The organism is Enterococcus nangangensis (assembly GCF_005405245.1).
Classification (GTDB): domain Bacteria; phylum Bacillota; class Bacilli; order Lactobacillales; family Enterococcaceae; genus Enterococcus_J; species Enterococcus_J nangangensis.
In genome coordinates this window covers 15,038-27,392 of sequence record NZ_BJDR01000013.1, presented here as the reverse complement: position 1 = coordinate 27,392, position 12,355 = coordinate 15,038, and the positions used below count along the sequence as shown (strand labels likewise).

10 protein-coding genes are annotated in these 12,355 nt (G+C 41.9%); 7 read left to right on the top strand and 3 right to left on the bottom strand.

Annotation, left to right across the window (positions count from 1 at the left end; translation table 11 throughout):
- Window positions 1-25 precede the first annotated feature (25 nt).
- The 4 genes from FFM57_RS05660 to FFM57_RS05645 all read left to right on the top strand — a co-directional run bounded on the left by FFM57_RS05660 (window position 26) and on the right by FFM57_RS05645 (window position 4,153).
- Complete coding sequence (locus tag FFM57_RS05660) at window positions 26-1,147, top strand: ATP-grasp domain-containing protein (RefSeq protein WP_170999907.1); 1,122 nt, start codon at window positions 26-28, stop codon at window positions 1,145-1,147.
- A 12-nt stretch (window positions 1,148-1,159) separates the two neighbouring features.
- Window positions 1,160-2,458 (top strand): adenylosuccinate lyase, encoded by a 1,299-nt coding sequence (purB, locus tag FFM57_RS05655; protein ID WP_137599556.1) that lies wholly within the window; start codon window positions 1,160-1,162, stop codon window positions 2,456-2,458.
- A 226-nt stretch (window positions 2,459-2,684) separates the two neighbouring features.
- Window positions 2,685-3,659: a GNAT family N-acetyltransferase gene (locus FFM57_RS05650; protein WP_137599555.1), complete on the top strand. Its 975-nt coding sequence runs from the start codon at window positions 2,685-2,687 to the stop codon at window positions 3,657-3,659.
- Between the two features lie 26 nt (window positions 3,660-3,685).
- On the top strand, window positions 3,686-4,153 hold the full coding sequence (locus FFM57_RS05645; RefSeq protein WP_137599588.1) for a DUF441 domain-containing protein: 468 nt from the start codon (window positions 3,686-3,688) through the stop codon (window positions 4,151-4,153).
- 74 nt (window positions 4,154-4,227) lie between these two features.
- On the opposite strand, the gene FFM57_RS05640 is transcribed toward FFM57_RS05645, so the two are convergent.
- Together FFM57_RS05640 and FFM57_RS05635 are read right to left on the bottom strand one after the other, a co-directional pair.
- A complete protein-coding gene (locus FFM57_RS05640; protein ID WP_137599554.1) occupies window positions 4,228-4,734 on the bottom strand; it encodes a phosphatidylglycerophosphatase A family protein in 507 nt (168 codons plus the stop codon).
- Between the two features lie 26 nt (window positions 4,735-4,760).
- Window positions 4,761-5,741, bottom strand: coding sequence for an NAD(P)/FAD-dependent oxidoreductase (locus FFM57_RS05635; RefSeq protein ID WP_137599553.1), 981 nt, complete (start codon window positions 5,739-5,741; stop codon window positions 4,761-4,763).
- A 300-nt stretch (window positions 5,742-6,041) separates the two neighbouring features.
- Here FFM57_RS05635 and FFM57_RS05630 point away from each other — a divergent pair, with 300 nt between their 5' ends.
- On the top strand, window positions 6,042-6,629 hold the full coding sequence (locus FFM57_RS05630) for a peptidylprolyl isomerase (protein ID WP_137599552.1): 588 nt from the start codon (window positions 6,042-6,044) through the stop codon (window positions 6,627-6,629).
- Between the two features lie 207 nt (window positions 6,630-6,836).
- On the top strand, window positions 6,837-7,001 hold the full coding sequence (locus tag FFM57_RS09855) for a hypothetical protein (protein ID WP_170999906.1): 165 nt from the start codon (window positions 6,837-6,839) through the stop codon (window positions 6,999-7,001).
- Window positions 7,002-7,280: 279 nt separating this feature from the next.
- On the opposite strand, the gene FFM57_RS05625 is transcribed toward FFM57_RS09855, so the two are convergent.
- Window positions 7,281-7,922, bottom strand: coding sequence for a TetR/AcrR family transcriptional regulator (locus FFM57_RS05625; RefSeq protein ID WP_246023419.1), 642 nt, complete (start codon window positions 7,920-7,922; stop codon window positions 7,281-7,283).
- A 184-nt stretch (window positions 7,923-8,106) separates the two neighbouring features.
- Between FFM57_RS05625 and FFM57_RS05620 the strand changes: the two genes are divergently transcribed.
- On the top strand, window positions 8,107-12,348 hold the full coding sequence (locus tag FFM57_RS05620) for a 2-hydroxyacyl-CoA dehydratase (protein ID WP_137599551.1): 4,242 nt from the start codon (window positions 8,107-8,109) through the stop codon (window positions 12,346-12,348).
- Window positions 12,349-12,355 lie beyond the last annotated feature (7 nt).

The following is a 12,355-nucleotide window of genomic DNA, read 5'->3' as shown; positions in this document are numbered from 1 at the left end:
AACACGAGAGAAAGTAGTGATAAACTTGGGGAAAAAATTTTTACCTGGTCAAACCATCGGCATTATTGGTGGTGATGAACTAGGCCGTTTAAGTGCCAACGCTTGTCACGGCTTAGGCTTAAAAGTGCTCCTCTTAGATCCCAATAAAGATTGCCCAGCTGCACAAGTTTGCGATGAACAGATTATCGCTGACTTTGACGACTTGGCGGGCTTTGAAGAGTTAGCCGTCAATGTTCACGGCGTCATTTATACGACAGAAGCCGTGCCTACAGCGAGCCTGCGCCACATTCAACCCGTGGTGCCAGTGATTCAAAGTATTGATTTATTGGAGATTACCAAAGATCGCCTGTTGGAAAAAGCTTTTTTAGAGGACAACAATATCGTTTTGGCGCCTTATGCGACAATTGTTAACGTGACGGACATTCAAGATGCAATTGATGGTATCGGTTACCCTTGCGTTTTAAAAACGGCTGAAAAAGGACACGCTGGTCATGGCCAAATGGTCTTGTATTCGCCAGCGGATATTCGTAAAGCTATCGACTTACTGCGTTTTGGCACGTGTGTCTTAGAAGCGTGGATTCCTTTAGAAAAAGAATTAGTCGTGACCGTTTTTGGCAATGAGCGACAAGAAGTCAGTGTATTACCGGCCGTGGAAGTGGTGCAAAAGAAAAATCGCTGGCACCAGAGTATTGTCCCAGCGCGGGTTTTACCAGAAGTCGCCACAGAAGCGCAACGGATCGCCAAAGCGCTAGCTAAAAATATCGAACTCACAGGTGTCTTAACCTTAGAACTTTTTGTGGGGAAAAACGGCGCTATTTATGTGAATGAAGTTGCTACGGTTCCTAGTCTAGCTAACAATTTATTTCGCTCAGCAGCTAACTTTAGTCAGTATGATTTACTAGCCCGCAGTTGTGCCAACTGGAGTCTAGGTAGCGCAAAATTATTGGCAACGGCTGTTTCCGTCAATATTTTGAGCCAAGATCAATTCGAATCAGAAAAAATTATTGATGCCTTTCCCGATTGGGATTTTCAATATTATGGCAAGTTAGCCAGTGGGGATAATCAACCAGTGGGCTACATCACAATTTTAACGGAAGATATTTATCAGACTTTAGAAGCAATTTATCAAACTCAAATTTGGGATTAAAGGAGTAAAGACATGTTAGAGCGGTACTCAAGAAAAGTGATGCGGGATATTTGGGCCGATGAAAATCGTTACCAAGCGTGGTTAGAAGTAGAAATTTTAGCAGATGAAGCATGGGCTGAACTAGGTGAAATTCCCCATGAAGATGTGGAAAAAATTCGTGCCAATGCCGGCTTTGACGTAAAGCGAATCTTAGCCATTGAAGAAGTCACTCATCACGATGTGGTGGCCTTCACCCGCGCCGTCTCCGAAACTTTAGGAGAAGAACGGAAATGGATTCATTATGGTTTAACCTCAACTGATGTGGTGGACACCGCTTACGGTTATCTACTGAAACAAGCTAACGATATTATTCGTGAAGATTTACAAAAATTTACTGCCATTATCGCCAAAAAAGCGTTGGCACATAAGTATACGGTAATGATGGGCCGGACCCACGGCGTACATGCCGAACCGACGACTTTTGGTTTGAAGTTAGCTACTTGGTATTCCGAAATGAAACGAAATATTGAACGCTTTGAACATGCGGCTAAAGGTGTGGAAGCGGGGAAAATTTCTGGCGCTGTAGGGACCTTTGCTAACATCCCACCGTTTGTGGAAGAATATGTTTGCGCAAAACTTGGTACACGCCCGCAAGAAATTTCTACCCAAGTATTGCCACGAGATTTACACGCTGAATACCTAGCTAGTCTTTCTTTAATTGCCACTTCGATTGAACGTTTTGCTACCGAAATTCGTGGCTTACAAAAATCAGAAACGCGAGAAGTGGAAGAATTTTTTGCAAAAGGGCAAAAGGGCTCTTCGGCGATGCCCCACAAACGGAATCCCATTGGCTCTGAGAATATGTGTGGACTAGCGCGGGTCATTCGGGGTCACATGTTAACGGCTTACGAGGATGTGTCTCTGTGGCATGAACGGGACATTTCCCATTCTTCGGCGGAACGGATTATTATTCCCGACACCACGATGTTGATTGACTACATGTTGAATCGTTTTGGTCGCATCGTAGAAAATCTCACAGTCTTCCCTGAAAATATGAAACGGAATATGGCAGCAACGTTTGGTTTGATTTATTCACAACGGGTCATGTTAAAATTAATTGATCACGGTTTAACGCGAGAAGAAGCTTACGACCTCGTGCAACCGAAGACGGCGATTAGTTGGGACAACCAAGTGCCTTTTAGACCACTAGTGGAAGCCGACGAAGTGATTATGAGTAAATTAACACCGGCCGAAATTGACGATGCATTTGATTACCATTGGCATTTAAAAAATGTAGATGCAATCTTTAAACGAGTAGGTTTAGAGTCGTAAATAGTACGTGTCTTGAGGCTAAAATTAAAACTGTAATCTCCATGGTTGGTGATTACAGTTTTTTCATGTCCTCTTAAAACGTTAGCGAGTATACTAGTAGCATTAATAGGTTACAGCAATTTGTCGTTTTAGCGTCTTGATGGGAGAAGAGAATTTTTTGATGGACAAGGGGCAGTTTTGGTGGCAAACTGGAATGAATGAAACGAAGACGAAAGAGGAATGAAAAATGACTTTAATTCTTAGACCATATACGCAAGAAGATGTACCAGCAATTTTAGCAATTGAAAAAGAAGCTTGGAATTGGTCTAACTCACCTGTTCCGCAGGTGAGTCAACGGACCGCCGATGAATTTTTAGCACGGAATCCTTTTTCAGAAAATCTAGTGGGAGAATTGGCTGGTGAGATTATTGGTGTTGTAGGTTATCACCAATTAGGTTTAGGTGCTGTCTGTCAACACGTAAGAGAAATTGACCTAGCCATTGCAGCCAAATTTCGGCGGCAAGGTTATGGCTTAAAGTTGTTAAAATTATTGCAGGAGCATGCTTTACATGATGGCATAGAAAAATTAATGTTACGAGTTCTATCTACAAACACTAAAGCTATGGCCTTGTATCAAAAAGCGGGATTTGAAATTGAAGGGCGCTTAAAAAATCATTTTTTTATTCAGAATCAGTTTGTCGATGACGTGTACATGGGCTATTTTCCTTTAAAGCAATTAGTTTTGCGTCCCTATGAAATTTCTGATGTGCCAGCAATTTTGGCGATGGAGGAGTTATCTTGGGATGAAACCAATACACCGGCTGGTAAATATCAAAAGCCTACTGTAGAAGAATTTATTGCCAGTAATCCATTTGAAAAATATTTAGTGGGGGTCATAGGAGAGAAAATAGTTGGCGCCATGCAGTACACTTCTAACCATTCTAGTGCAGCAGGTCAGTTCGTGCGCGCTTTAGATTTAGTGATTCATCCTGAGATGCGCCGCCAAGGTTACGGTCTTCAGATGTTAGAAGCCGTTAAACGTTATGCAAAAGAAACAGGTGTCAAAAAGTTAACCTTGCGGGTTCTAGCGACTAATCCTAAAGCAATTGCTTTATATCAGAAAGCAGGCTTTCATGAAGAAGGTCGCTTAGTTCAAGAATTTTATTTAAACAATCAGTTTGTGGACGATATTTTAATGGCATACTTTGTGGAGTCGTTGTAATGCTTAAAGGGAGTGTCAACAAAAAAGTGGAGAGTTGGATTTTTTTACTGTTAATTGCCTTGGTAGCTTTCTTAGGGAAGAACCAAAGTTTGCTGATTGCTGTGGGGGTAGTGATTGCTTTAAAATTAATTCCTTTAGCCGCACCTGTCCTAACTTTGATTCATGCTAAAGGAATTAACTGGGGTGTCACGATTATTTCGATTGCCATTTTGGTACCCATTGCCACGGGCGAGATTGGTTTGCGAGATTTAATCAATGCCTTTAAGTCGCCGGTTGGTTGGGTGGCGATTGTCTGTGGAATTTTAGTGGCGATGCTTTCAGCTAAAGGGGTCGGCCTGATTGCCGACAGTCCAGAGGTCACTGTGGCCTTAGTTTTAGGAACGATTATCGGCGTTGTCTTTTTAAAAGGGATCGCGGCAGGTCCAGTGATTGCTGCCGGCATTACCTATTGCATTATGCAAGTACTGATGCTGATAGTAGGAAAATTTTCATAAATAAAAAGATGGCGTTTCCCGCTAATTGGGGAGACGCCATCTTTTTGGTTTCATAATGCAGGAAGGACAAATATTTATTTCGTGATGTCACTGTAACTTGGATTGTCGTGCGCTAAACGGCTAGCTGCTGCTGCCGCAATTGCACCCACGATGTCATCTAAGAAGGTATGGATCTGGGGGCCTTCATGGTTGTTGAGTTTTTCTAAAATACCTGGTTTCACTTTATCAATGTAACCATAATTAGTAAAACCAATGGAGCCATACAAATTCACAATAGAAAAAGCGAGAATTTCATCGATACCATAGAGACCTTCATCATCAGCTAAAATAGTCTGTAAAGGTTCCATTAAAGCTTTTTCTTCCGCCAAAATGTCTAGTTGGACGCCTGTGATAATTGCGTTATGAACTTCCCGTTTTTTTAAAACGTTGTCCACATGAATCAAACAGGTCTCTAAGCTAATTTTGTCGTTGTAGGGCTTTTGTAAAAACATGACTAGTTCGGCAATATCCGTAATAGCCACACCCCGTTGTGTCAAAAGTTCGCGAGCAGCGCTTTCTAAATTTTTTCCTTGAATAACCATAAGTTTCCTCCTTAAATAATCGTCCGTTACATGGACGTAGAATGAGTAGGTTGCAAACGACTTTCGGGATGCAAATAAAAATATGCATTGCTTACAGCAGTGGGGGCTTCTCCTAGGCCAGTAGCAATTAAATTAATTTTGCCGGGATAACAGGCCACATCTCCTGCGGCGTATAAACCGGGTACTGAAGACTCACAACGGGAGTTGACAGGAATGTTGTTGCCTTCTAAGCCGAGACTTTCGCAAGCTAAAGGCGCATGGGTGTTAATAAAACCATAGCTCACTAATAATTTGTCCACTGGCAAAGTACGTTGCTCTTTGGTTTTAACGTGGCGCAGTTGTAAACCGCTTAAATTATTTTCTGCTAACACCAAATCTTCCACCACATAAGGGGTCAGGCGTTCCACCGAACTTGCAGTTAGTTGGCTCATACTATGTTCTAAAGCCCGAAAATTATCACGGCGATGAATCAAGTAAACTTTTTTAGCCACCGGTTCTAAGGTTAACGCCCAATCCACGGCGGAATCGCCGCCACCTAAGACGCCGACTACTTGGCCTTTGAAGTTCTCTACGTCAGTGACATGATAAAACAAACTTTGTTGTTCCAGTGTTTCACTAGCAGGAAGCGCCAGTTTGCGAGGGACAAAAGCACCACCACCTGTAGTCACCAAAATAGTTCTAGATAGATGAGTGCTTTGATTGGTATGAATATAAAAAAGATCAGCTTTTTTTTCGCAAGCGTCGACTTCTTCATTGAAGCAATAAGTAACGTCTACTTGGGCCACTTGCGCTTTCAGCTGAGCGATAAAATCTTGTGCTTTGACTTGAGGGAAACCTGGTAAATCTTTAATTACTTTTTCAGGATAAAGTAATTGTAGTTGTCCGCCAAGATCATTTAAACTTTCGACGACTTTGACTTTCATTTGGCGTAGACCGGCATAGTAAGCGGCAAATAATCCTACAGGCCCGCCACCAATGATGGTTAAGTCGAAAATGTCTTGTGCCATAAAAATCCTCCATCTCTAGCTAAGTACTTGTTGAAGCTCTTAGCTATAAGAGTGCGTTTCATCTTTTTAACGACCCTTACATGAAAGAGTATAACATACTCAAAAAGAAGTTGACATTAGTTAAGAATTAGAAAGACTAGAAGAATTCCATAGCCAAAAACATTTTTTTCCGCTATCATGAAACGTGGCAAACAAACTATGGAGTACGCTTGACCATCAAGTGAGGTGACGCAATAATTTTTCCACCGCAAAATCTTCACGACGTTTAGTGTATTCAATTATTTTAAGGAGGAATTTTTTATGTCAACATTTCCACAGCTCGACTTAGCAAATCAAAAAGGACCGCAAGCCATTATCACCACTAACCACGGAAAAATTACGGTGCAACTTTTTCCAGAACAAGCGCCAAAAACAGTCGAAAATTTTGTGCAATTAAGTAAAAAAGGCTACTACGATGGAATTATTTTCCACCGTGTGATTCCTGGTTTCATGATTCAAGGGGGCGACCCAACGGGTACTGGTATGGGAGGCGAAAGTATTTACGGTGAAAAATTTGAAGATGAATTTTCACGGGAAGTTTTTAACTTGCGGGGCGCGTTATCCATGGCCAATGCTGGACCTAATACCAACGGCTCACAATTTTTCATCGTCCAAAGCGACAACGTACCAGATAGCATGATGGGCCAATTAGCTGAAGCTGGTTTTCCAGCCGAAATCGTCGAAGCTTATCGCGATGGGGGAACTCCTTGGTTAGACTTCCGGCACACTGTTTTTGGTCAAGTGACCGCAGGGATGGACGTGGTGGATGCCATCGCCAACGTTAAAACCGGTGCTCAAGATCGTCCAGCAGAAGATGTGGTCATCGAAGGCATTGAAATTCAAGACTAAAACTGTTTCACCTTTTATAACACAGAAGTAGTTGCTGTTGCATTATTTATAACAGTTGCTAAAATCAATGATGAAACGCTTTCGTAAAAATTAAATAAATAAATTTAAAACAGTTTGTGCGAAAATAGTAGCACAAACTGTTTTTTTATGATATATTAGTCTCGTAAGGCAGTGATGCCTGATTTCGTAGGTAAAGGAGGGGTGAATATGTATGTAGTTCAAGTATTTCATGGATATATCACAACCGATGGCCATCGCACAGTAGATAAAGGTCAAGCAAAAATTTATCAAAGTCGCGATCACGCCGAAAGATTCGCCAACCTCATCGGTGGTCGCGTCAAGGAACTGACAGCTAGCGTTAAAGCTAGCTAATCAACCTGTTAACTTTCAGCAACGCTCTTTTTAGGGCGTTGCTTTTTATTTTTTAAAACAGACGAAAGACAACATAGCTTTCAGTTGTCCTTCGTCTGTTTATTGTTATAGGTAGAGGAGGGAATCAAGGTTTTCTATCTGATCCAGCTCAATTCCCTAAAAATTTCGGCAATAAGTGGCAAGTCTCCAAAAATTTGAGAAACAATTTTCCGTGTCTTTCCAGCTTGTCACGCAAATTTTGAGTGAGCTTGAAAAGCTCTGCTTTATTGTCGAGCACTGCTAATTATGTTCAACCTCAATCCCCAAAACAGTGAGGTGGCCGTTAGCGACGAGTTTAATCACCAGTTGGGCGAGATGTTCTGGGCTCATAGTGGATTCAGCGGTGAGCCACCAATGTAAGGTCCCCATAAAAATTGAGGTCATGTACTCGATGATAAAATCGATGGGAACTTCCAGTTTGTTTTCGGTGATGCGCAAGGAGTCAAAAATTTCGTGGTATTTATCGTAGAGGGTTTCGGCTAATTTTTTGCGTAAAAACTCGTTGGCGTTGCCCTCGGTGATGGTTAAGAAAAATTTGCTGTTTTCCCGCACGTTGACGTAGATTTTGGTTAAGAGTTGTTCCACGTGTTTGAGGCGAATCGTTTTTCCTTTAATCAGTTGGTCGTCAGAAATCACTGAGGTGAACACTTCCACCGCTAAAGATAAAATTTTTTCGTAGAGTTCTTGTTTGTCAGTGAAGTGGGCGTAAAAGGTGGCACGATTAATCATGGCGCGGTTGGCGATGTCTTGAATCGTTACGGCTTCATAACCTTTTTCTTCCACGAGTTTAACGAAAGCTTCGACAATCATTTTTTGTGTGCGCATGGTGCGTAAGTCCGTTTTCTTTTTGGGGTTCATTAAGTCCGTCAATTCTTTTTTCATGTAAATTTCCTCACAATTTTTTGATTTTTTTCCAACAAAAAGTAAATAAGTGTTGTTTAAGTCACAATCGCCGCCATTTTGACGATTGTCTTTTTTTGTAAATCTTTTTACAATAGACATAAGTATTATATCAAACAATCTGTCAGATAATCGACAAATTGTTGTCTTTTTTAGGGGGGATATCATGACTTACCAAGCTGGTATCGATGTAGGTTCAACAACAGTCAAACTGGTCATCTTAAATGAGGCCAAAGAAACGATTTTTCAAAAATATGAGCGGCATTTTTCCGACGTGAAGAGTGCTTCAGAAAAAATTTTAAAAGAAGCCAGTACGCTAATTGGTGGCGACCAACCGCTGAAAATGGCAATTACTGGTTCAGGGGGCATGGGTTTAGCGGAAGTCTTGAATATTCCTTTTGTCCAAGAAGTCATCGCTTGTACCAAGACAGTGGAAGAAATCATTCCGGAAACGGATGTGGCCATTGAACTGGGAGGCGAAGACGCCAAAATTACTTTTTTTGACGGTGCTCTAGAACAACGGATGAACGGCAGCTGTGCTGGCGGCACGGGAGCTTTTATCGACCAGATGGCGGTTTTATTAAAGACAGATGCCAATGGAGTCAATGAGTTGGCGAAAAATTACCAACAACTGTATCCTATCGCTTCTCGTTGTGGGGTATTTGCTAAAACGGATGTGCAACCTTTAATCAATGAAGGAGCCAACAAAGAAGATATCGCCGCTTCGATTTTTCAAGCGGTAGTCAATCAAACGATTGCGGGCCTAGCAGCGGGTCGAAAAATTCGCGGTAATGTTGCCTTTTTAGGTGGTCCTCTTTATTTCATGTCGGAATTACGGCAACGTTTTATTGAAACTTTAAATTTAAAACCGGAAGAAGTGATTTTTCCGGAAAATCCCCAACTTTTTGTAGCGATTGGGGCAGCTTTTTTTGCGGAAGAGGCGACGGTAACAACTTTAAATGGCCTAGCAAAAGCTTTAGTCAGTAACACCGGCAAACAATTGCAAAAGAGTCACGCCCTAGAACCACTTTTTAAATCTGAAGAAGACTTAGCAAGTTTTCGGGCGCGCCATAGTCAAGCGACAGTTGCGCAAAAAAATTTGCAGGAACATCACGGTGTAGCTTTCTTAGGAATTGATGCGGGTTCCACGACGACGAAAGTGGTGCTGATTAATGAAGACGGCGAAATTTTATTTGATTTTTATGGCAACAATGAAGGGCAACCGTTGGAAACAACGATGGGTGTTTTAAAAGATTTATATCAAACAATGCCGGCCGATGTCTTTATTGGGAAAGCTTGCGTCACGGGTTACGGTGAAAATTTAATTAAGAATGCCTTGAAGATTGATTTAGGGGAAGTAGAGACGATGGCCCATTATAAAGCCGCCAACTTCTTCCAACCTGGTGTTGATTTTATTTTAGATATTGGCGGCCAAGATATGAAGGCCATGACTATTAAAGATGGCGTCTTGTCTTCCATTCAATTAAATGAAGCCTGTTCTTCTGGTTGCGGTTCTTTTATTGAAACCTTCGCCAAATCTATGAAATACGACGTCCGGGATTTTGCTAAAGAAGCACTGCTGGCTAAAGAGCCAGTGGATTTAGGTTCCCGTTGTACAGTCTTTATGAACTCAAAAGTAAAACAAGTCCAAAAAGAAGGCGCCAGCGTAGGAGAAATTTCGGCAGGACTTTCTTATTCCGTGATTAAAAATGCCATTTACAAAGTAATCAAAGTACGGCGGCCGGAAGATTTAGGCGCCAAAATTGTTTGCCAAGGGGGAACTTTTTATAACGAAGCGGTGCTACGGGCGTTTGAACTGATTACGGAACGCGAAGTGGTGCGGCCGACGATTGCCGGGTTAATGGGGGCCTTTGGTTGTGCGTTAATAGCTTTAGAAGATTATGAAGTCGGTACGGCCACCACCATGTTAGATGAAACAGAATTGGATCATTTTTCAGCCGACAAAGAATTTACCCACTGTGGCTTATGTGAAAATAATTGTATGCTAACCGTCACTGTCTTTTCTGATGGCCGGAAATTTATTACCGGGAATCGGTGCGAGCGGGGCGCTCAAATCAAAATTAAAAAAGAAGATCGCCGCGTCAATTTAGTGGATTACAAATATCGCAAATTATTCCGCTACCGTTCTTTGAAAGAAAAAGATGCCCCCCAAGGAATTGTCGGGATTCCGCGAGTGTTAAATATGTACGAGAATTATCCATTGTGGCATACCTTCTTTACCAAATTAGGTTTTCGAGTTCAGTTGTCGCCGCGTTCGGATAAAGATCTTTACGAAAGTGGCATGGAGACGATTCCTTCTGACACAGCTTGTTATCCGGCAAAGATTACCCACGGTCACGTGCAAGCGTTAATTAATCAAGGGGTGCCGTTGATTTTTTATCCTGGCGTTGTTTTTGAACGGATTGAAAATAGTAGTGCGGATAATCACTTCAACTGTCCGATTGTTCAAAGCTATCCAGATGTCATTAAAAATAATGTGGATGAAATTCGCGACGGTTTAGTGGACTACCGCAATCCTTATCTTAATTTGGCTGACGAAAAATCTGTCGCCGAAGTGTTGTACCGGACCTTTGCGGATAAAGGTTTCACCCAAGAAGAAGTGACCAATGCTTTACATGAAGGTTATGAAGAGTTAGCAAAATTTAAAGCCGACGTTCAACAAAAAGGGGAAGAGACCTTAGCTAAACTGCATCAAGCTGGACAAAAAGGGATTGTTCTTTCTGGTCGACCTTATCACTTGGATCCGGAAATTAATCACGGTATCGCTGAAGTGATTACGCAAGAAGGTTTCCACGTTTTAACGGAAGACAGCATTTGTCATTTAGGGGACATTCCTAACTTACGGGTAGTGAACCAGTGGGTCTATCATTCACGGTTGTACGCAGCAGCTAGCTTAGTGGCGAAAGATAAAAACCTTGAATTAGTCCAATTGAACTCCTTTGGCTGTGGCCTTGATGCCGTGACTACCGACCAAGTTGAAGAAATCATGGCCCAATACGGTAAAATTTACACCGTGTTAAAAATTGATGAAGGGGCCAACCTGGGAGCGATTCGGATTCGTTTACGTTCCTTAAAAGCGGCAGTGAAAGAACGCACTAAACAAAACTTTGAACCTCATAAATTATTTGAGGAACCAGAAAAAATTGTCTTCACTAAAGAAATGCGGAAACGCCATACGTTACTTTTACCGATGCTTTCACCGATTCACCAAGAAGGATTGATTGATCTCGCTTTACGTTCTTCGGGATACGACGTGGTGTGTTTGCCGGCGATGGATCGAAAAGCTATTGACGTAGGCTTGAAGTTCGTCAATAACGATGCTTGCTATCCCGCAATTATTTCCATTGGTCAATTGATTGAAGCTTTAGAAAGCGGCCAATATGATTTGCAAAATACTTCTGTCATGATGACCCAAACCGGTGGTGGTTGTCGGGCAACCAACTACATTCCGTTATTGCGCAAAGCCTTAAATGACGCAGGCTTCCCGCAAGTGCCGGTGGTTTCTGTTTCATTAGGGAATAAGGGGGTAGAAAGTAACCCCGGTTTTAAATTTACTTTACCGATGTTAAAACGGATTGCGATTGCCGTGTTATATGGTGATTTGTTTGAACGGGTGGTTTACCGGACGCGTCCTTATGAACTGACAGCTGGTTCAGTTAACGCGCTTCATGCCGCATGGTTAGAAAAAGTCGCCAAAAATGTCGAAAACGGTTCTTTAACCTTGTTTAATCGCAATATGAAAAAAATTATTCGCGACTTCGATGAAATTCCGATTTCTACTGAACGGAAACCGCGGGTGGGTGTCGTGGGAGAAATTCTCGTGAAGTACTCCCCAACGGCCAATAACGACATTGTCAGCATCTTAGAAGAAGAAGGCGCTGAAGCCGTAGTGCCAGATTTGATTGGTTTTATGAATTATTCCTTGTACAACCAAATTTTCAAGTACGAAAATTTAGGGATGTCCAAAAAATCGAAGAACTATGCAGAGTTTGCCATTAAGATGATTGAATTAGTGGAAAAACCCATGAATAAAGCGCTAGAAAAATCACAACGTTTTGAAGGGATTCAATCCATTTACGATTTAGCCACGGAAGCCGGTAAAATTCTTTCCATTGGGAATCACACGGGTGAAGGTTGGTTCTTGACGGGTGAAATGATTGAGCTGTTACAAAACGACGTAGATAATATCGTCTGTATGCAACCTTTTGGCTGTTTGCCTAACCACGTGGTTGGTAAAGGCGTGATTAAAGAGTTGCGGCGCCGTTTCCCGAAAGCCAATATTGCAGCGATTGATTATGATCCTGGTGTATCGGTCGTCAACCAATTAAATCGTATTCGTTTAATGATGGCGACAGCTAAAAAACAATTAGTTAAAACCGAAGCTTAGAGTTTAG